Source organism: Arthrobacter sp. TMN-49 (assembly GCF_054511095.1).
In genome coordinates, this window is the sequence record NZ_JBTNDH010000004.1 from 44,055 (window position 1) to 65,045 (window position 20,991).

The 20,991-nt window shown below is 62.9% G+C and carries 17 protein-coding genes; 2 read left to right on the forward strand and 15 right to left on the reverse strand.

The window, feature by feature from the left end:
• Positions 1-24: 24 nt before the first annotated feature.
• From ACX80E_RS03150 to ACX80E_RS03180, 7 genes are all read right to left on the reverse strand, one after another.
• Positions 25-1,206 (reverse strand): glycoside hydrolase family 1 protein, encoded by a 1,182-nt coding sequence (locus ACX80E_RS03150; protein WP_459300453.1) that lies wholly within the window; start codon positions 1,204-1,206, stop codon positions 25-27.
• 1 nt (position 1,207) lies between these two features.
• A complete protein-coding gene (locus ACX80E_RS03155) occupies positions 1,208-2,113 on the reverse strand; it encodes an alpha/beta fold hydrolase (RefSeq protein ID WP_459300454.1) in 906 nt (301 codons plus the stop codon).
• Positions 2,110-3,792 carry an ABC transporter ATP-binding protein gene (locus ACX80E_RS03160; protein WP_459300455.1) on the reverse strand — a complete coding sequence of 561 codons (1,683 nt, stop codon included), beginning with the start codon at positions 3,790-3,792 and terminating at the stop codon, positions 2,110-2,112. The genes ACX80E_RS03155 and ACX80E_RS03160 overlap by 4 nt, the downstream gene beginning before the upstream one ends.
• The gene (locus ACX80E_RS03165; protein ID WP_459300456.1) at positions 3,789-4,706 is read right to left on the reverse strand and encodes an ABC transporter permease; all 918 of its coding nucleotides are present in this window, start codon (positions 4,704-4,706) and stop codon (positions 3,789-3,791) included. Before ACX80E_RS03165 ends, ACX80E_RS03160 begins: the two co-directional genes overlap by 4 nt.
• Complete coding sequence (locus ACX80E_RS03170; protein ID WP_459300457.1) at positions 4,703-5,683, reverse strand: ABC transporter permease; 981 nt, start codon at positions 5,681-5,683, stop codon at positions 4,703-4,705. The genes ACX80E_RS03165 and ACX80E_RS03170 overlap by 4 nt, the downstream gene beginning before the upstream one ends.
• A 3-nt stretch (positions 5,684-5,686) precedes the next feature.
• The gene (locus ACX80E_RS03175; protein WP_459300458.1) at positions 5,687-7,348 is read right to left on the reverse strand and encodes an ABC transporter substrate-binding protein; all 1,662 of its coding nucleotides are present in this window, start codon (positions 7,346-7,348) and stop codon (positions 5,687-5,689) included.
• Between the two features lie 150 nt (positions 7,349-7,498).
• Positions 7,499-8,599: a LacI family DNA-binding transcriptional regulator gene (locus ACX80E_RS03180; RefSeq protein WP_459300459.1), complete on the reverse strand. Its 1,101-nt coding sequence runs from the start codon at positions 8,597-8,599 to the stop codon at positions 7,499-7,501.
• Between the two features lie 79 nt (positions 8,600-8,678).
• On the opposite strand from ACX80E_RS03180, the gene ACX80E_RS03185 reads away from it, so the two are divergent.
• On the forward strand, positions 8,679-9,188 hold the full coding sequence (locus ACX80E_RS03185) for a hypothetical protein (RefSeq protein ID WP_459300460.1): 510 nt from the start codon (positions 8,679-8,681) through the stop codon (positions 9,186-9,188).
• A 274-nt stretch (positions 9,189-9,462) separates the two neighbouring features.
• On the opposite strand, the gene ACX80E_RS03190 is transcribed toward ACX80E_RS03185, so the two are convergent.
• From ACX80E_RS03190 to ACX80E_RS03200, 3 genes are all read right to left on the reverse strand, one after another.
• A complete protein-coding gene (locus ACX80E_RS03190) occupies positions 9,463-10,608 on the reverse strand; it encodes an NADH:flavin oxidoreductase (protein ID WP_459300461.1) in 1,146 nt (381 codons plus the stop codon).
• 401 nt (positions 10,609-11,009) lie between these two features.
• Positions 11,010-12,380 (reverse strand): aminotransferase class III-fold pyridoxal phosphate-dependent enzyme, encoded by a 1,371-nt coding sequence (locus ACX80E_RS03195; protein WP_459300462.1) that lies wholly within the window; start codon positions 12,378-12,380, stop codon positions 11,010-11,012.
• 33 nt (positions 12,381-12,413) lie between these two features.
• A complete protein-coding gene (locus ACX80E_RS03200; protein ID WP_459300463.1) occupies positions 12,414-13,901 on the reverse strand; it encodes a CoA-acylating methylmalonate-semialdehyde dehydrogenase in 1,488 nt (495 codons plus the stop codon).
• 112 nt (positions 13,902-14,013) lie between these two features.
• Here ACX80E_RS03200 and ACX80E_RS03205 point away from each other — a divergent pair, with 112 nt between their 5' ends.
• Positions 14,014-15,645 carry a PucR family transcriptional regulator gene (locus ACX80E_RS03205; RefSeq protein WP_459300464.1) on the forward strand — a complete coding sequence of 544 codons (1,632 nt, stop codon included), beginning with the start codon at positions 14,014-14,016 and terminating at the stop codon, positions 15,643-15,645.
• Between the two features lie 51 nt (positions 15,646-15,696).
• On the opposite strand, the gene ACX80E_RS03210 is transcribed toward ACX80E_RS03205, so the two are convergent.
• The 5 genes from ACX80E_RS03210 to ACX80E_RS03230 form a co-directional block, all read right to left on the reverse strand.
• Positions 15,697-16,050, reverse strand: coding sequence for a cupin domain-containing protein (locus tag ACX80E_RS03210; protein WP_459300465.1), 354 nt, complete (start codon positions 16,048-16,050; stop codon positions 15,697-15,699).
• 38 nt (positions 16,051-16,088) lie between these two features.
• Positions 16,089-17,504: an NAD(P)/FAD-dependent oxidoreductase gene (locus tag ACX80E_RS03215; protein WP_459300466.1), complete on the reverse strand. Its 1,416-nt coding sequence runs from the start codon at positions 17,502-17,504 to the stop codon at positions 16,089-16,091.
• 74 nt (positions 17,505-17,578) lie between these two features.
• Positions 17,579-19,183: a dipeptide ABC transporter ATP-binding protein gene (locus ACX80E_RS03220; protein WP_459300467.1), complete on the reverse strand. Its 1,605-nt coding sequence runs from the start codon at positions 19,181-19,183 to the stop codon at positions 17,579-17,581.
• Entirely contained in the window at positions 19,180-20,037 is an 858-nt protein-coding gene (locus ACX80E_RS03225; protein ID WP_459300468.1) for an ABC transporter permease, read from the reverse strand. Before ACX80E_RS03225 ends, ACX80E_RS03220 begins: the two co-directional genes overlap by 4 nt.
• Positions 20,034-20,978, reverse strand: coding sequence for an ABC transporter permease (locus ACX80E_RS03230; RefSeq protein WP_459300521.1), 945 nt, complete (start codon positions 20,976-20,978; stop codon positions 20,034-20,036). The genes ACX80E_RS03225 and ACX80E_RS03230 overlap by 4 nt, the downstream gene beginning before the upstream one ends.
• Between the last annotated feature and the right edge of the window lie 13 nt (positions 20,979-20,991).

The window sequence follows — 20,991 nt, forward strand, 5'->3', positions numbered from 1 at the left end:
CCACACCCGTGGGTTCCACCCAGGCTAGGTGCTCGGCAGTCCGTTCGCCTTGGCCACGCCCCCCAACCAGCCCAGGCTGGGCTTGGGTGAGCGCACGAAGGTCTCTCGGTCGACGGCGATGAGCCCGAAGGTTGGACGGAATCCGCTGGCCCACTCGTAGTTGTCCAGTGCGCTCCAGTGCTGGTAGCCGAACACCTGGACCCCGTCGGACATCGCGGCGTGCAGGCCGCGCAGGGCGCCATCCGTGTAGGCGATGCGCCGAGTGTCGTCGGCTGTCGCGATACCGTTCTCCGTCACGATCACCGGAACACCCCCGCTCAGTTCCCACGCGCTGCGCACGCCGAGCTCCAGCGCCTGCGGAAAGAACTCCCAACCGGTAAGAGTGGTTTCGACGTCGTCGGCGACGGGCAGCGGGCCGTTCGGGCCGATGAAGGTTCGTGTGTAGGCCTGCACCCCGACAAAATCGTCACCGGCTGACTGTTCCAGGTACCAGTCATCGCGCTGGTATCCGTACTCGTGCAGCTTCTCCTCCGCTCCCGGCGCGCCATTGGAATGGAATGCCTGGGTCGCAACCGTCCACCCTGTTTTGAGGCCCGAAACGCTCGCCAGTACCTCGCGCGAACGCTGGTGCGACTCGAGCAGTGCCTCCGCGACACCCAAGTCGGGGTTCGGCAACCCAAAGGCGACAAGGTTTGCCGCATCCTCTCCCCCAGCCAGCATCGCCGCAATATTTGGTTCGTTGATGGTGCAGACGTAGTCGACACCGTCAGAAACGATGGGAAGCACAGATTCCGTGTATCGGGCAAAGAGATCGGCGGCGTCGTCGGCGCGCCAGAAACCGTCGTTGTACATCCACCGCGGCACGGTGAAGTGCATCAGCGTCACTGTCGGGTCGAGCCCAAACTCGTGGGCGGCGTCGACCATGCGGCGATAATGGTCGATCTCCGCACGCGACACAAATCCGCGTTCCGGTTCGATGCGCGCCCACTCAATACTGAATCGGTAGGAGTTGAGCCCGGCGTCGGCTAATAGCCGCATGTCTTCCCGGTAGCGGTGGTAGCTGTCCATCGCGTCGCCGCTTGGCTCCACAATGTTCGAGCCCGCAGCGTGCTCCATCATCCACCAATTGCTGTTGACGTTGTTGCCTTCGATCTGGTGGGCCGCCGTTGCGGCACCCCACAAAAAACCATCTGGAAAGGTGAGCACGTTACTCCTTGTGTTGCTGTGTGGTGTGTTGTGGTGAATTGCTCATGGCGGGCTGGTGCCGGGCCCAGAATTGTTCGAGCACGGCGGCCGTGGCGCCCGGCGCTTCCAGCTGCGGCGAGTGCGCCCCGGCAGGGATCACCTGATAGTCCGCTCCGATGTGCTGTGCCATGGCCTGTTGCCACTCGATGGGCCACTTGTCATCATGCTCACCGTGCGCGATGAGCACGGGAAGGCCCGTCGCTGCAATCGCGGCGCTCCTGTCGGCGTGGGTGCGAAGTATCGCGGCCCCCGCCAGCAGATTGTCGGTTGATGTGCGCGCCGCCCGCAGACGCAAGAATGATTCCTCTGCTGTCAACAGATCGTCGGCCAGCCCAACCGTGTGCGGGTTGTCCCGGTTCCAGAGCCCGATGCTGCCGCCTTCAGCGAGCGTCTCGCTCGCGTCGGAGAGCCGCCCGGGCCAACCGTGCGGACCGGAACAGAGCAGCGTGAGACTCAGAAATGCCTCCGGGCGGGCGATCGCGGCCTCCGGTGCCACGATGCCGCCGAAGCTGTGGCCCAGCAGGTGCACCGGTTCGCCGTGACCAACCAGCGCTGCCACCTCGAGCACATCGGAGGCGAACATCTCGAGAGCATAGTTCCCTATTCCGTCAGGCCCCACAGAGTCGCCCTGGCCGCGCTGACTGTACGCCCACACGTCCCATCCCAGTGCGGACAGCAGCGGCAAGAACTCGCCGAAGTCCTCCTTCGACCCGGTATAGCCGGGAACCAGGAGAACGGTGCCTCGCGGCTCCCCCACCGGTTCGGCGTGGTACGCGGTGAGCTGGCCGATGCCGACCGGGATGCCGATCACCGAGACGCCAGCGGGTACGGCGCCTGCCCCGAAGGCATCGATCGTCGTAAGGCTCATACGGCAGCGTCCCTGGCCCGGGCAGGGTTGGGTACGGCGTCCAACAAGCGGATGGTGTACTCATCGACAGGATGCTGCAGCACCTCGGCGGTGTTGCCGCGCTCCACCACCTTTCCGCCGTTGAGCACCATGATGTTGTCCGTCACGAGCCGGGCGCTGAGCAGATCGTGGGTGATGTAGAGCATGCTGACGCCCCACTGTTCGCGAAGCTCCTCCAGCAGTGCCAGCACGCCGGCGCGCAGTGACACGTCAAGCATTGATACCGGCTCGTCGGCGATGAGCACCTGCGGGTTGCTGGCGAGTGCACGGGCAATCACCACCCGCTGGCGCTGCCCTCCGGAGAGCTGGTGTGGCAGCTTCGCGGCAAACTGTTCCACGGGCGACAACCCGACGGTCTCGAGCAACTCGAAAACCCGCTTTCTGGCGTCCCGGCCGCGAAGCCCGCCAAAGTTCACCACCGGACGGGTCAGCGTGTACTCAACGGTGTGCAGCGGATTGAGCGCGGAGTAGGGATCCTGAAAGATCATCTGCACGTTTCTGTGCAACTCACGAATCTGGCGTCTGCCGAGTTGGGCAACGTCGAGGTCGCCAAACTTCACGGTGCCAGAAGTTGGCTTCTCGACGCCGGTGATCAGCTTGGCGATGGTTGATTTTCCGCTTCCTGAGGCGCCCACAAGAGCGAGCGACTGGCCCGGCTTGAGCGTGAAGGACACATCGTCGACGGCCGTGACGGGTTGTTCGCCCCTGCGCGGTGGCGGGTACACCTTTGAGACATGGTCGACGACGATCGCCGAGTCGGACGACCGGCCATCGCGCGCGCCGGCCGCCCCCTTGACGCCGTCGTTCGCGGTACGGCTTGCCCGGTCCGTGAAGCCAGGAAGCTCAACGACCTCGGCGCGCGGATCGGCATAGTGGCTCAGCAGCATCCGCGTGTAGTCATCTTGCGGGTTCGCAAGTATGTCACGGCTGGATGCGTCTTCAACGATGCGCCCCTCGTGCATGACAAGCACCCGCTGCGTCGACTCAAGCACGACTCCGAGGTCATGGCTGATAAGAACGGCGGTGAATCCCTCCGACTTCTGCAACGACTTGATGGTGTCCATGATGGCCTGTTGCACCAGCACATCAAGGGCGGTGGTCGGCTCGTCAAAGACCATCAGTTGCGGTTCAAGCGACAGTGCCAGGGCTATGGACACACGCTGGCGCATGCCGCCGGACAGTTCGCCCGGGAACCGTGCAAGTGTCTCCTTGGCGAGTCCGACCTTCTCGATCAGTTCGATCTGGCGGGCGTCCCAGCTGGCCTTTTCGACATGCCCGTGGGCTCGGAAGATGTCGATGAAATGGTTGCGGATGGTGCGCACCGGGTTCAGCGCGTTCATGCCCGACTGCAGCACCATCGCGAAACCACCTTGGCGCTGTTGACGCAGCGTCTCGGCGTCGAGCTCGCGAATGTCCTTTCCGCGAAAGAAGATCTGTCCGCCGTTGGTGCGGGCCGGTGGCTTTTGCAGCCGGGTGATCGCCAGCCCGAGCGTTGATTTGCCGGAGCCGGACTCGCCGACTAGGCCGACGAACTCGCCGGCCTGAAGCGCAAACGACACGTGGTCGACGGCCTGCAAGGCGGTGAAACCGCTTGACTCATAGACCACTGAGAGATCCTTGACCTCAAGAATGGGGTTCATCGTGACTTCCCTTCACGTAAGCGTGGGTTGCTGATCGCGTCGACACCGAAGTTGATGAGCGTGAGGCTCAAAGCGAGCAGTGCGATGCAAAGACCTGGAGCAAACAGCAGTATCCATTGCCCGGTCAGGAGTGCGTTGGAGTTTTGCGCCCAATAGAGGATGGTGCCCCAGCTGACGATGCTCGAGTCGCCCAGGCCAAGAAATTCAAGCCCGGCCTCTGCCAAGATTGCGCTCGTTGCCGCACCGAAGAATCCGCCGGCAATGATCGAGGTCATGTTGGGCAGGATCTCCTTGAACACGATGCGCCCGGCAGGCTCCCCCGAGAAACGGGCAGCCGTGACGAAGTCGCGGGAACGCAGCGTCTGCGTTTGGGCGCGCAGCACTCGTGCCCCCCACGCCCAGCCGGTGATGACGATGACGGCGACAATCATGATGAGTCCACCGTTTTGCAAGTACGCTGCGATCACGATCATGAGCGGCAGCCCGGGGATGACGAGGAACAAGTTGACGATGAAGTTGATGATATCGGCGCCGAATCCGCGAATGTATCCCCAGCTCAGCCCGATGACTATTGCAACGATCGTGGACAGCAGCCCGGCGATAAAGCCTACTGAAACGCTGATCTGCGATCCGAAGATCAGCTGGCTGAGCACGTCCTCGCCCGCCGCCGTCGTACCAAACCAATGCTCCGGGCTGGCGTCAGCGTTGCGTTCGAAACCATCCTGTGCGGCACCGTAGGGGGCCAGAAGAGGCGCGAAGATGGCAACGAAGATGAAGCAGGCGAGAATGATCAGCCCGAGCCGTGACTTCCAGTTGGCCCACAGGGTTGCGGCCGATCGGGTGATGAAAGCGAACTTGCGCGGTGCGTTCCTCGTTTGTGCAGTGGCTGTCGTGACGTTCTGTGTGGTTGTCATCGTCGTGTCCTTGGGTCGAGTACCCCGTACATGATGTCGACGAGGAAGTTTGCGATGAGCACGCTGACGGTGATCATCAGAAACAGTGCCTGCATCAGCGGGTAGTCCTGGCCGATAACGGCGTTGAAGAGGAGATAGCCGATGCCCGGGTAGCCGAACACCTGCTCAACGAGCACCGAGCCGCCGACCACACCGCCAAGGGCCAAGCCGAAGCCGGTGAGGTTTGGAAGAATCGCGTTGCGGGCCGCATAGCGAATGGCTACGGTGCGTCCCTTCAAGCCGTTGGCCTCGGCGAACGTCACGTAGTCATCGCCAAGCGTGTTGATCATCGCGTTGCGCATTCCGATGATCCACCCGCCGAGCGAGGTAATAAGGATCGTGAGTGCCGGCAGCGCCGCGTGGTACAGCACGTCCATGAAGAATTCCCACGTCAGCGCCGGGGTGGCTGTCGGTCCGAACGCTCCGGAGGTGGGGAACAGGTGCAGGACATAGCCCAGGAAGAACAACAGCAACAGCGCCGTCCAGAAGTACGGAAACGTGCTGGCGAAACTGCCGGTCAGTGTGGGAAGGGCGTCAAGCCAGGTGTTGCGTTTCCACGCAGTCAGAACACCCATAAGGGTTCCGAGCACGAACGCGATGATGGTCACGAGCCCGACAAGAATGACCGTGTAGGGGAAAGCCTGCCAAATCATCTCGGAGACCGACTGCGGATAGAAGGTGTAGGAGACACCAAAGTCCAGGGTGATGACCTGGTGCAAATATCCAAGGTACTGCTCGAAGATGTTGCCATCCGGCACACCGAGCTGGGCCTCGATGGCTTTCCGGGTCGCGTCTGTGACCGGCCCGTTCTGAGCGAGTTTGGCAATCGCCGCATCGGTGGGTGAGCCCGGCATCATGCGCGGCAGCAGGAAGTTCAAGGTGATGGCCGCCCACAGGGTGAGCAGGAAGAAGCCAATTCGCCGAAGTACAAAGACCATGGACTATTCACCGTCCTTGTTGGAGAGCTTGAGCTGGGTGAAGATGAGCAGCGGGCTCGAATCATAGGTTTGCGGAGGAGCGTATGGATCTTCCTCTGTGGGCCAGCCAGTGAACTTGGAGGTGTTGTACAGTCCCCAAAGCCCGCCGTAGTAGAGGCCGATGACTGGCAGCTGGTCGTACACGATCTGCTGCAGCTGGTGGCTGATCTCCAACTGCTTTGCCGGGTCGATGGTTTCCTTGTACTGGGCGAGCAGAGCGTCGGTCTTCGGGTCGCTGTAGCGCTGGAAGTTGCTAGGCGCCAGTTCGCCGATCTTAACATGGAACTCGCTCGAAAGCAGGCTGTTGTAGGCCTGGAAGATGTCGCCACCACCCATGCCTCCCATCGCCACCTCGTAGTCGCCGTTTTGGATCGACTGCTGGTAGCCAGCCGGCTGGGGTTGCTTGATGGTCATGTCAATGCCGATCGCGCTGAGCTGCTTGCGCACCTCTTGAATGGCGCGCAGCCAGTCGGTGTATCCATTGGCCGTCATCACCGAAAAAGTAAACGGGGTGCCTTTGGCGTCGACCATGGTGCCGTCGACCAGGGTGTAGCCAGCCTTGGCCAGCGAGGCGAGCGCCGCATCGGTGTCCTGCTCGATGACGCCGTAGTTGGGAATGTTGGGGTTGAGCTCCGACTCCTGGTTGGGCAGCATTAGGCCGGTCTGACCGGCTTTGCTCATGTACTCCTCAGTGGCGGCGTCGGCGATCTTGTCCCGGTCGAGAGCCAGGGCGATCCCCCGCCGCAGATCGACGTTGTCCCACGGGGCTTTGTCCAGATTGGGCACCAGGCTGATCACGCCGCCCGGCGGGAACCAATTCTTGTTGTCTGGATTGGCAGCACCCCACGTTCCCTCGACGTTGCTCATGAACGAGTACGCCCAATCGAAGCCCTTGGTCACAATGTCGAGCTCACTGGTGGCAGCCGGCAGCACGAGGTGCTCAATCTCCACCTTGCGTGCCTGCCAGTAGTCCTGGTTCTTATCCATCGTGTATTGCTGGGAGGAGAAGTTGCCGAGCGTGAACGGCCCCGTGCCCACCGGGTCCTCGTCGCGCCAGGTGTCTGGATTCTTCACGTCTTTCCAAATGTGCTCCGGCACAATAAGCGTCAGCGAGATGACGTCCGCAGCCGGGGCGTCGTCGTCCTTGAGATGCACGATGACGTGGTCGCCGTCGATCTCAATGTTCTCGATATGCTGCCAGGCGCCCTTGATGTCGAGCGTCGGGTATTTCTTGATGAGGTTGAAGGTGAACACGACGTCTTTTGGCGTGAACGTCGCACCGTCAGACCAGGTGACGCCTTGGCGAATCGTGTAGTCAATGGTGCGCGCATCCGGCAGCGTCACCTTTTCGGCCAGCCAGGGCGTTTGCGTCCCGTCAAGGACGTTGACTGCTGTGAGCGGCTCGTAGATGTAGCTCGCCGCAACCCGCTTGTTGAAGAGATACGGGTTGAAGATCTTCTCGAACATGGGCGAACCCTTGTCCGCGGCAATGAGCATGGTGTCATCGGGGATCGAGGGGTCCGGCTCGCTCTGTATCTGAATGCTGCACGCCGAGATGAGCATGACTACAACAGAGATTCCGGCGATCACCGACATTCGTTTCGTGCGCGTTTTCGAGTTCGTCATTGACACTCTTACTTCCTCATGTCTTCACTGTCACGAGGCAGCCCGTGCGGGCTGCGCTGCCCCGGGATGCCTGCAGCATCATCCGGTCACTCCAGAGTGTATGCGCATACATTGCGTTCCCGCAAGACCCTCTTACACTTGCATGGACAACTACGAGCGCTCAGAACTCTCACGTAAAAGCACCTTGACGGGCAGCCGAACGCTTGCCGGCTTTGCGTCTGGATCGTCAAGCCTGCGCTGCATGAGCTGGATTGCAGCACGGCCAACAAGCTCCATTGGCTGGTGCACGGTGGTCAGGCGAGGTGACGAGAGGTTGGCGGCTTCGATGCCGTCAAATCCCGTGACAACTACGTCCTCCGGCACGCGGATTCCGGCACTGCTCAGAGCATCAAGCACCCCGAGCCCCATCTGGTCGTTGGCGCAGATGACAGCCTTGGGGATGTCATCAGAGGCGAGTAGCTCGGCGCCGGCACGGCGACCAGACACCCGGGTGAATTCACCGCGAAGCAGCCGCGTCTCGCCGGGGTCCATGCCGCTCTCTCGCAGCGCTGACTCGAAACCGGACCAGCGGTCGGTATCGTCTGGCGAATCGAGCGGACCGGCCACATAGGCGATGTTGCGGATGCCCAGGTCATCGATCACGTGCGCGGTGAGAGCGTGCATGCCTTCATGGTTACTCACCGTCACGGTGTCGAAGGGCGCGCCGTGCGCCTTACTTGCGAGCACCACGATGGGGATGCGCCGGGCGAGTTGCTCAAGCGCGGCGTCAGGGACGCTTTGGGCAAGCACCAGCAGACCATCGACGCGGCCAGCCATGTCACGAACCGCATCGGCTGCCAGGCCACCTCGTCCGACGGCGACCGTGAGCGCGAATCCGCGGCGCCACGCCTCAAGTTCCGCGCCGCGCAGCACCTCATCGAAATAGAGATTGAACTGGTGCGACTCGGGGGCGTTGCCCACGTCGTCGACCAGTGAGTAGCTTGGCGACGCGTCGATGAGGAGGTCGTTGAGTTCGCCCAGGTCGTCCATGGCGTCAAAGCCGGGAAAGTAGAGCCCGAGGGCGCCGGTGCGACGTGCCGCGAGACCTCTGGCCGAGCCGCTGGGGACGTAGCCGAGTTCCCGGACCGAGTCCATGACTCGTTCGCGAGTCGATGCACGGACGTCCGTCGGGCGTCTGAGCACCCGCGAAACCGTCGCTATCGAAACCCCGGCGTCAGCGGCGACGTCGTAGACCGTTGGGGCCTTAGTCACTGGTACTCCCCTCGATTGGTCCTGGCCCCCCTTCCGATCCGTGCGCCACGGATGCGGAGAGCGCCAGCTTCAATACTAGATGAGTGATTCCGGTGCGGTGTGTGGGTGGGCGTTGCCCCCCCTGGGTGATCGCTGGGCTCCGGAGGGGCGCCCCGCGCATTGCCACAATCATCTGGACCGCTGGGAGAACCAGGTTGCAGGTCTCCTGCGCTCCGGCGGAACTTTCTACATCCGCGACGGGCACCCTACCCTCTACTCCGTTGATGAAAATGCCGAAGCCCTGCAGCTCTGCTACCCGGACTTTGACGACGGCCATGCGCAGCAATGGGATGAAGAATCCACTTATGTTGGAGACGGCACGGTGGCTCACTCCCGGACTTATGAGTGGGCCCATCCCCTCTCCAGCAGCATCAACTCCCTCATCGGTGCCGGGCTGCAGATTCTTCGTGTCGAGGAGGGCAAGACTATCCCGTGGAAGTTCGCGCCGCGGATGGTGGAAGTCTCGGAGGGCTTCGCATGGCCAGAATCTGAGCGCGAGTTGATTCCTTGCACCTACACAATCATCGCTCGGAAGGTTGGTCTGACCTAGGGTGACTGCAAATGTTCGGACAGCGAACTAGACCCGGCCGGGCTAACAGGTGGAGACGCTGCCCCTGACTAGAGGCTTGGCAATCTGTCTGGGGTTGCAGGGCGAATCCGGCGTCAGTGCCGCAGGTCAGGATTGACAGCTGACGGCGTCGTCCAAGGTTCCTGATGACACATTGAAACGCCCCGGTCCGCAGACCAGGGCGATTCAATTTTGCCCCGCGTGACGCGAGAGTCTTGACTCGAGACTTCTCACGTGCCAGGTCAGCCTAGTGCCCTCAGTTCAACGAAGTGAGGTGCTTGCGGGAGTACGGGATCCGTTCTCCGAGTCGGCCCTTGGACACCTTGTTCACCCATTCGGGATCGGAGAGGAGCGCACGGCCAACTGCCACAATGTCGAATTCTTCGCGCTCAAATTGTGCCAGCAGCGGGTTTAGATCGGTGTTGGCGGCCGTGGCATCCTTGTTCCATGCGTCGGTGAAGACCGCGTCCAATCCAACCGAGCCAACAGTGATGGTCGGCAGGGCGGTGATCGCCTTCACCCACCCGGCAAGTCCACGCTCCCCTTCGAAGCCTTGCAGCTCCGGAAAAGCTGGCTCCCAGTGCCGGCGTGTCGACGGATGCAGCACATCGACGCCGGCGTTGACGAGCGGCGCAAGGATGTTCTCAAGCTGCTGCGGTGTCTGGGCGATGCGTGCGTTGTAGTGGCCTTCTTTCCACTGCGAGAACCGGTAGACGATCGCGAAGTCAGGCCCCACGGCAGCACGAATCGCGGCGACGACCTCCGCTGGGAATTTGATTCGCGCCTCGAGCGAACCGCCGTACCCGTCCTCCCGGACGTTGGTCTGTGCCCACAGGAACTCATCGAGGAGATAACCGTGGGCACCATGGAGTTCGACGCCGTCGAAACCGGTCATCTGGGCATTCACCGCAGCGTCGACCCAGAATTGCTTGAGTTCATCAAGGTCAGAGCCGGTTAATGCGCGACCAAGCGGTGAACCGTCAAGACCTCGCCCCGACGGGCTGACAGTGACAATATCGGGGTTAAGACTGGGCTCATTCCCCCGTTGTACGCCCAAGTGCCACAGCTGGGGAATGATGGAGCTTCCTTCTGCATGGACCGCGTCAACAACGCTCTTCCAACCCGCCAGGCTCTCCTCGCCATAGATTCGGGGAACGCGTGTGTCCGGACCTGCTGCAGGATGGGGAATCAAGGTACCTTCGGTGATGATCAGTGAAGTACCTCCTGCCGCGCGCTTGCGGTAGTACTCGGCAACATCATCTTGGGGAACTCCACCAGGGGAAAACGCACGCGTCATCGGCGCCATAGCGAAACGATTGCGTAGTTTTAGGGACTTCACCTCAATCGGTGTGAAGAGTCCGGATACCTCAAGGTCTGGGTTCTTTAGTGCATATTCCGTCATGTGAAATGGAACCTTCCCCGGATACCCCCTATTCCTGACTTGACCGTGATATGAACCTTGTCACAGTGGGCGCGTGTGGCCCTCACCCCGCCATAAATCCGCGGCAAGGCGCGGACAACCTGTACGCAACCAGTAGTCGAGCTTCCAGACGCGCTCGCCGGATCAGTAGCCAGCAGATTCACGAAGACTGCAAGCAGGAAACAGCTGCGGTAGCGCGCCGGAGACTCAGTGCGCTGGCTAAAAAGACCCCTTTCAGGGGAACAGCCGGTCAACACCTTGGGAACGCTAAACCCCTGCGAGCAGGGGGTTTAGCGTTCTCAAGGCTGGACGAGAACCGGCTCGACGCCCGCCCAGCGCATCACTAAAAGACGGCCAGCCGGGTCCCACTGACGTAGTCGTCTTTATGCAACAACTGAATCGGCGATGTCCAGCACTTCATCGAGGATCGCCAAGCCTGCAGCGGCGTCCGTCTCACTGATGTTGCACGGGGGAACCACATGGATCCGGTTGAAGTTCGCGAAGGGAATCAAGCCGCGGTCCTTGCAGGCCGCCACCAGCTGGTTCATCTCCGGGCTGGAGGCACCGTACGGCGCCAAGGGCTCACGCGTCTCCCTGTCGCGCACCAGTTCTATGGCCCAGAAGACACCCGTGCCGCGCACCTCGCCCACGGAGCGGTGGCGCGCAGCGAAACCGGCCAGAGCTGGGCCGATGACGGTTTCTCCTAGCCGCGCCGCATGATCCACCATGCCCTCGTCCTCCATCGCGGCGATGGTGGCCACGGCGGCTGCGGTTGCCAGCGGGTGACCGGAATAGGTCAGCCCGCCGGGGTAGGCCCGCTTGCCGAAGGTTGCTGCGATGGCCGGGCTGATCGCCACCCCGCCCAGCGGGACGTAACCGGAGTTGACGCCCTTGGCGAACGTCAACAGGTCAGGAACCACATTGAAATGCTCCACGGCGAACCATTTGCCGGTGCGGCCAAACCCGGCCATCACTTCATCGGCGATGAAGATGATCCCGTGTCTGGTGCACAGTTCCCGGACCCCTTTCAGATAGCCCGCGGGTGGAACTTGGATGCCCGCCGTGCCAGGAATGCTCTCCAGGATCAGCGCGGCAATGGTGGCCGGCCCCTCATAGGCGATCAGCTGTTCCAGGTGTTCTAGCGCACGCTGGCATTCCTCCTGCTCAGTAGCGGCATGGAATGCCGTGCGGTAGAGGTACGGGGGAAAGAAATGGACAGTGCCGGCGCTGGCAGTGTCACTGGGCCAGCGGCGCGGATCCCCGGTCATGTTGATGGCCAGTTGCGTGCCGCCGTGGTAGGAGCGGTAGGCCGAAAGGACCTTGTGCCGGCCGGTGTGCAGCCGGGCCATCCGGACTGCGTGCTCGTTGGCATCGGCACCGCCGTTGGTGAAGAAGATTCGGTCTAGCTCCCCCGGGGTGCGCTCGGCTATCATCCGGGCCGCTTCGGAGCGGGCCGCATTGGCATAGCCAGGGGCAATGGTGCACAGGGTTGTGGCCTGCGCCGCGATGGCCGCCACCACTTTGGGGTGCTGGTGGCCGATGTTGGTGTTGACCAGTTGCGAGGAGAAGTCAAGGTACCGCTTTCCCTGGCCGTCCCACACATGGGAACCCTGCGCGGCAGTGATGACCATCGGGTCCAGCAGATCCTGGGCGGACCAGGAGTGGAAGACGTGCTTGCGGTCAAGTTCGTAAGCGCGCAACGCGGCGTCGGCAGTCTCCTGCCCCAGGGTTTCCTGGGCTGTCGTGGATGTCATGGAATGCTCCTTAAAGTTCTATTGGCGGCCGGGTCAGGCGTTCTGCGGGAAGCCGAGGTTGATGCCGCCGTGGCTGGGTTCCAGCCAGCGGGTGGTGACAGCCTTGCCGCGGGTGAAGAAGCCGACACCCTCGGAGCCGTGTGCATGGGTGTCACCGAACAGCGAGTTCTTCCAACCGCCGAAGGAGTAGTAGGCCATCGGGACGGGAACCGGGACGTTGATGCCCACCATGCCCACCTCGACCTCGTTCTCGAAACGGCGAGCCGCACCGCCGTCGTTGGTGAAGATCGCTGTGCCGTTGCCGTACGGGTTGGCGTTGATCAGCTCCAGGGCCTGGTCATAGCTGTCCACACGGACCACAGAGAGGACCGGGCCAAAGATCTCATCCCGGTAGATGGACATGTCAGTGGTGACGTGGTCAAAGAGCGTGGGGCCGACGAAGAAGCCCTCGCCCTCGGCGTCCGGGTTCACTGTCCGCCCGTCAACCACGAGCGTTGCGCCCGCCGCCTCGCCGACGTCCACATAGCCTGCCACCTTGTCCCGGTGCGCGGAGGTGACCAGCGGGCCCATGTCGCAGCCACGCGTACCGTCGCCGGTGCGCAGTTCCCGGGCACGCTGGGCAATCTTCGCCACCAGCGCGTCAGCAATGCCACCAACGGCCACCAGTGCAGAAATGGCCATGCACCGCTCACCAGCGGAGCCGAATCCGGCGTTGATGGCGGCATCGGCGGCGAGGTCTAGATCGGCGTCGGGCAGTACGATCATGTGGTTCTTGGCACCGCCCAGGGCTTGGACGCGCTTGCCGTTTGCGGTGGCCGTCTCGTAGACGTATTTCGCAATCGGGGTGGAGCCCACAAAGGAGACAGCCTTGATGTCCGGGTGCGTGAGCAGCGTGTCCACGGCCACCTTGTCGCCGTGCAAAACGTTGAAGACGCCGTCGGGCAGGCCGGCCTGCTGCCACAGCTCGGCAATCCAGTTGGCCGCTGTGGGGACCTTTTCGCTGGGCTTGAGGACCACCGTGTTGCCGGCTGCGATGGCCAGCGGGAAGAACCACATGGGCACCATTGCCGGGAAGTTAAACGGACTGATGATCGCCACGGGTCCCAGCGCCTGACGGATGGAGTGGACGTCAACGTTGGTTGAGGCGTTCTCCGTGTAGGCGCCCTTGATCAGGTGCGGGATGCCGCAGGCAAACTCGACCACCTCTTGGCCGCGGGACACCTCGCCGAGGGCATCGTCGAGGACCTTGCCATGTTCGGCGGTGATGATCGCGGCAAGCTCACCCTTGCGGGCATTGAGGAGTTCACGGAAGGCAAACAGGATCTGTGTGCGGCGGGCCAGGGATGTATCGCGCCACCGCGGGAAGGCTGCCTTGGCCGCAGCAACTGCGGCATTGCCTTCCTCGACGCTGGCCAAGGCCACCAGCCTGGCCACCTTGCCCGTGGCCGGGTTCATGACCTCGGAGATGCGCTGCCCGGCCGGGACGTGGCCGCCGTTGATCCAATGTTGTGTAGTTTTCAATGCTTCTCCCGTGGTGTGATTGCTTGCACTATGGATCCATAGTGCCCTGCCCGGCGCAACACCAATAGACCCAAGCTGTAAAGAAATGGTTTAGTACCATTACACTATGTAAATGCTTCCTACTATCCGCAGCATTCTTGAGCTGGACATCCTTCGCGGCGCCGAGCCAACCATTCTGGGCGGTGTGGACGGCATGGAGAAGACTGTGCGCTGGGTCCATGTGAGTGAACTCCTGGACCTGACGGATCTACTGTCGGGCGGGGAGCTGGTGCTGACAACTGGCCTCGAGCTGGAAAACCGGTCCGGCCACGCGAAGCAGTACATCCGATCGCTGGAGCAGGCAGGCGCTGCGGGCCTCATTGTGGAACTGGTTGGTCCGCGGGAGCGCACACTGGCAGCCTTGCACATGGCAGTAGCGGGCTCCACGCTGCCGGTCGTGGTGCTGCGGAAACGGATCAAATTCGTCGAGCTCACCGAGGCCGTGCACCGGACCATTGTGGCCGATCAGCTGGAACGGGTGGAACGGTCCCGCGACGTCCACGAAGCGTTCACCCTGCTCAGCCTGGAGAGTGCCGGGACGCAGCAGGTCGTTGAGCAGGCTGCAACGATGATCGGGGCGCCGGTGGTGCTCGAAGACCTGGGTCACCTGGTCCTGGCCTACTCCGGCCAGCACCTAGCCACCACCGAATTGCTGCGTGATTGGGAGCGCAGGTCCCGCACCACACCATCCCCCGCCAAGACTGTGCGGGCGGGCCCCGAACTGTGGCTCCAGGTGCCGGTGGGCGTGCAACGCCAATTGTGGGGCCGGCTTGTAGTTCCGGTGCCACCTCACATCGCAGCGGACGATGACATGGCGGCCATGGTCCTGGAACGTGCCGCGCAGACCCTCGCCATCAACCGCCTGGCCGAACGGGACCAGCGCGGACTCTCCGAGCGGGCCCAGGCCGGTCTCCTCAATGCCCTGCGTCAGCCTCATGGACTCAGTGAGGCAGAGGCCCTGGCACGCGCCGGCGCGTTAGGACTGAAGCGTGCACCCTCCTACGTCCCACTGGTTTTCCGGACCGAACTGCCCGGCACAGCCTCGGCAACCGCAGATCCACTGGCAGGTCAGCACCAGGAACGGGCGCTTTTGGAACTGCTGGCCAGGGAGCTGAAATCCACCTCCAACAGCGGACTGGCGGCCAGTATCCAATCTGGTTGCGTGGGCATGATCCTGGCACTCCCGGCGAAGCAGCATGAGGAAGCCACCCTCCGGCGATTGGCCGGCGCGTTGGAGGCCCACACAGGTGGCTCCGGCCCACGCTGGATCATCGGCGTGGGCGGAAACCGTTCCTCACTGCTCGAGGCGGCCGCGGGAATCGACCAGGCTGCTCACGTTGCCGAAACGGCCGCCACCTTGCGTGACCCACGCCTACCGTACTACCGGGCCACGGACATCAGGCTCCGCGGTTTGCTGGCCTTGATCCGCAACGATCCGCGCGTTCAACAGTTCGTGGAATCGGAGCTGGGGGCCGTGCTGGCGGCCGAAGCGGAAGGCAGCCACGGCTATGTGGAGCTGTTGGGCACGTTTTTGGAGTCCGGGGGCAACAAGGCGGCCATGGCCCGGGAGAGCTACCTGAGCCGCCCCACTCTCTATGCCCGGCTGGCCAGGTTGGAGGATCTGTTGGCCGTGGATCTCGCGGACCCGGAATCAAGGACCTCTCTTCATGTGGCCCTCATGCTGCACCGCCTGCGCGGACTATAGGCGCCGGGTCCGCCGAGCCTTCAGCCGCCGTGGCCCCGCGGCGCACAGCAGTTACGGCTCATTGGGGGCGAAATAGACCTTGCGCAGCGTCTCGGTGACTGTCCACGATGTTCGTTGCCCCGCGCGCAGCCGCACCACATCGCCGGTTGCGATGTCCATGGAACCGCCACCGTCACGGAACACGATGTTGGCTTTTCCACCCACGACGACGAAGACTTCCTCGGTCTCGGTGTCGATGGCTGTGCCTGGGGTCATTTCCCAGACGCCCACGGCGCACCCTGCCAGGCCCTCAAGTTCAAGAATCGCTGTGCTGGGGTCTCCTTGAACAACTTGCCCAGGGGGCAGCGGTTCATGGTCCAGAGGAAGGCTGAGTGCTGCTGTGCGCTGTGGCGATGGGTCCGTCATGGGTACCGGGTCTCCTCTGTGGGGGTTGGCTGGGGCGGCTATGAGTCGAAGCCCAACCCCACGGCGTCAAGAGTCTTCAGGATAAGGTTCCGTTTCCCGACGTTGTGGTCGGCCCGGTCCATTGACCAACGGGTCAGGTTGATGCCCACCGCGGCGAATGGCTCCGGCGGGAACGGGAGCGGGCGTTTACGCACCATTTCAAGGCGCGTCCGCTCAGTGTCCTGCCCGGCGAGCAGATCCAACATGACATCGGCGGCAAAGCGGGTGGACCCAACACCTAGGCCAGTGAAGCCGGCAGCGTATGCCACCCGGCCCTTTCGTGCCGTGCCATAGAAGGGACAGAACTGGGTGCTGGAGTCGATGGCGCCTCCCCATTTGTGGCTGAACCGCACGCCCTCCAGTTGTGGGAACGTGGTGAAGAAGTGGCTGGCCAGCTTCCTGAACGTCTCCTCCCTGTTCTCGTATTCCTGATTCACCTGACGCCCGGCGTAGTAGATGGCGTCATAGCCGCCAAAGAGGATGCGGTTGTCCCGACTCAACCGGTAGTAGTGGAATTGGTTGGCCATATCGGCCATGCCTTGGCGTTCAGTCCAGCCGATCGCGGCGAGCTGTTGGTCAGTGAGCGGCTCGGTCATCAAGGCATAGTCATAGACGGGCACCGTCATGAAGCTATTGCGTTTCAGCAGGGACGGAAAGACGTTCGTTGCCAGGGCGGCCTGTTTGGCCACGATGCTGCCCGATTCGGTGCGGACACGGACGCCGTCGGGCAGATCTTCCAGCCCCGTGGCTCGGGACTCCTCAAAGATCTGCACCCCCAGCTTTGTCACAGTTTTCGCCAGACCGGCAGCCAATTTGGCGGGGTGGATCAGCGCCACCCCGTCCTTGTCCCACCGGCCGGCCAGGTAGGTGGGCGAATTCACCGCCGCGCGCACGGCATCTTTGTCGAGGAAGACACCGCCCGACTCATCTTCTAGGAGCCATTCGACGTGGTGCTGTTCCACGGCTACGTTGAGCTCGCCAGTGCGTTCGAAGTCGCAGTCAATCTGATAGCGCTCCACGGTGGCCTGGATCCCGTCAAGGTTTTCCAACCCCATCCGCTCCAGCTGGTCAAGTTCCTTGGGCCAGCGGTTCTTTCCATTCTCATAGCCATGGGTCAGGCTGGCAGCACAGAACCCGCCGTTGCGTCCGGACGCGGCCCAGCCGACTCGATGAGCCTCGACCACCACAATGTTCAGCTCCGGGTTGCGTTCCTTGGCCCGCAGCGCCGTCCATAGTCCCGTGTAGCCCGCCCCCACCACCACCAGGTCCGCCTGCAATTCTCCGCGCAGCTGGGGGTAGCGGACTTCAGCGGCGCCCAGATCGTCGGTCCAGAAGGGCCTGTGGACTGTGTCCGCCAGCGACTCCTCGACAGCGGCCGTACTGGGAATGTTCCGCTCAAAAACGGTGGTATGCACTGAAATTCTCCTCATATGTGGCGCCTATGGCGACTTCGGTTGACGGCAACTGTGCCGGGGCGTGAATGCCCAAACTATGCGGGCTGTTCTTCCCAGAGGGCGCGGGGCCTCGAGTCGATGAGCGTACGGGTGTAGTCGTGGTTGGGCTCCGAGAGGATCCTCGCCGTGGATCCTTGTTCCACGATCTGTCCCTGCTGGAGCACAAGGAGGTCAGTGCACAGCCGTGAAACGACGGCGAGATCGTGGGTCACGAAGAGAATTGCCAGACCAAGCTGCTCACGTACTTCTTCGACGAGCTCCAGCACCTGTGCCTGAACCGAAACATCCAAGGCACTGGTGGCCTCATCCAGAACCAGCAGCTTGGGTCTGGCGGCGAGCGCCTTGGCAATCGCCACCCGCTGCCGCTGGCCTCCCGAAAGCGCCCGGGGTTTGGAATCGAAGCGATCTTCACCAATGCCTACCCTGTCCAAGAGTTCCCTGGCGCTCTGCAGCGAGGCCGCCCGCCCCTGCCCCTGATGGAGCCGGAACACATCGGCCACAGCCTTGCCCACAGTGATCCTCGGGTCCAGGGAAAGGTAGGGGTCTTGGAAGACAATCTGGACGTCCTTGGCCAGGAGTTTGCGCTCACGAGCTTTTAGGGGTCGCTGCCCACGGACACGGCCGTTGATGGCGAGTTCGCCTTCATCGGCCGTCTCCAGCGCAACGATCATCCGTGCCAGGGTGGACTTGCCCGATCCGGACTCGCCCACCACACCCAGCGAACCGCCAGGTGCCAGGGCGAAGCTGGCCTCGTGCAACGCTGTCAGGACCTCCCCTCCCGGAAGCCGATAGTGTTTGGACAGGCCAGTTGCTGAGAGTAGTGGCGCCGCACCATCTGCTGGGGGCGCCGTCGGCACCTTGTCGGTCTCGATGCGGGGCGTGGCACCGACCAGTTGGCGCGTGTAGTCCGCCTGTGGACTCATGAATACTTCCCGGACTGCCCCTTGTTCCATCACTTGGCCCTTACGCAGGACATAGACCCGATCGCACAGGGAGGCGGCGAGGTTAAGGTCGTGGGTGATGAAGAGCATGCCCATGCCCCTGGTCTGCTGCTGTTCGCGCAGCAGTTCCACGATCCCGGCCTGGGTGGTGACATCCAGTGCAGTGGTGGGCTCGTCGCACAAGAGCAGCTCGGGCGAATCGAGCAGCGCCGCCGCAATCATGACACGTTGCAGCATGCCCCCGGACAGCTGGTGGGGGTACTGGCGCATCATCTCCTTGGTTCTGCGCAAGCCCACCTGGTCCAGTTGGGCCACGGCCCGCTCGGTTGCTTCCTCCCGGCTGAGGCCACGCCACCGCACCAGTGTTTCAGTCAGGAAGTCCCCCACCGTTCGCACCGGGTTGATGCCTGCCCGCGGGTCCTGGAAAATCATGGATGCCTGGTTGCGGCGCAGTTGCAGCAGCTTGGCTGCCGAAGCCGTGGTGGTGTCCAGTCCCAGGACCTTTACGGAACCGGTGAGCTGGGATGTTTCCGGGAAAAGCCCCAAGGCGGCCCGGGTAGTCAGGGATTTTCCGGAACCCGACTCCCCCACCAGGGCGACGGCCTCGCCGTCGTCCACGTGCAGGGAGACGTTATTGAGAAGCGGGCCCCGGCCGGGGAAATGCAGAGAAAACTGTTCAATTTCCAGGAGCTTGCTCATGAAAGCTTGCCTCCAATCCGGTCGGAGAGTTCCTCACCGATGACGTTGATGGATACGACAACAAGGACGACGACGAGCGCGGGCAAGAGGGCCGGTAGGACGTGGCCGCCCAGGAGTGCACCGCGCGCCTCCTGGATCATGGCTCCCCAGTCGGAGGTTGGCGGCTGGATCCCAAGGCCGATGAATGACAGCGCCGCGAGGTCGGCCAGCACGTAGCCGAAATTCAGGGTTGATTGGGCGCCAACGGTGGGCACCAGGTTCGGCATGACCCGCCCCAGCACCACCCAGGGTGTGCGGAATCCGAGCACCCGGTACGCCTGGACGTACGGCCTGGTCCGTTCGGCAAGCACCAGTTGTTGCGTCAATCGCGCCACGTAGGGGATGTAGCTGATGGTCATGGCCAGGATCGGTGCGAGCAGACCCTTGCCGAAGATGGCAATGGCCAGCATGGACAGCAGCAGTGCCGGGAAGGCGAAAAGCAGATCGAAGATGCGGCTCAGGATCTTCCCGGTCCAGCCGTCGCTCCAGCCGGCCGCCAGACCCAGCAGCAGGCCCAGGATGGTGGACACCACCACCACCACCAGCGGGCCCACCAGCGAGGTGCGCCCGCCGTACATCAGGCGGCTGAGCAGGTCGCGCCCCGAGGCGTCCGTGCCGAGCCAGTGGGTGGTGCTGGGACCGCTCAGTACGCTGGAGAGGTCCACGAAGTCCGGATCGTAGGGGGCCAGGACCGGGGCAAGGACTGAGAGCAGCACGACGACGACTGTGACGACCACGGCCACCCACACCGTCACGGACACGTGGCTGCCGAAGCGCCGGACACCCGGCAGGGGAAGCGTTGCTGTGAGGGTCATCGGGACTCCGTTCCTGCGGCGATCCGCGGGTCGATGAGGGGCTGGACGAGGTCGACGATGGTGTTGGCCACCACGAAGGCAATGACCACGATCATGACGATCGCCTGGACCACGGCAAAGTCGAGGCGGTCAATGGACTGGACTAGTAACTGGCCGATACCGGCCAAACCAAAGGTCTGTTCGACGATGGCGCTGGAGACCAGCAGGCCTGCGATCAGAACGCCACTGACTGTCAAAATGGGGCCCAGTGCGTTGCGGAGCACGTGCCGGAGCACCACGTCGCGGCGTTTGAGGCCGCGGCTGGTCGCCACCTCCACGTGTTCACGTGTGAGCTGCTCGTTCATTGAGGATCGCGTCACCCTGGCCATGAAGGCTATGAAGGTCACACCGAGCGCCAAGGCTGGCAGGGTCAGGTGCCAGAGCCGGTCCAGCCCGCCCGTGCCGCTGCCAAAGGATGGAAACCACCCCAGCTGGACGGCGAAGAGTGCTGTCAGGGCGATGGCGGCAACGAATGGGGGGATGGCGCCGGCGGCCGTGACGCTGATGAGAATGAAACGGTCCCAGCCGCCCTTGTTCAGGCTTGCCAGAATGCCGGCAAGCAGGCCAAGGATGGTGATGAAGACGCCGGCTAGGGCCACCAGTTCCAGTGTCACGGGCAGACGGTTCAGCAGCACCTCCCCCACACTTTGGCGGTAGGTCATGGACCTGCCCCAATCGCCGTGGAGGATGCCCCCAACCCACGCGAGATATTGCTCAATGGGTGGCTTGTCCAAACCGAACGTCCGGGTGATTTCCGCGAGGGCCTCGGGGTTCGGGCTCCGGCCGCGCAGCAGGAAACGCGCCGGGTCCCCCGGGAGGACGAAACGGGAGAAGAACACGATCAGGGAGGCAAAGAACAAGGTGACCAGCAGGGTTGCGACCTTGCGGAGCACATAGACCAGCGGACCCGCCGTC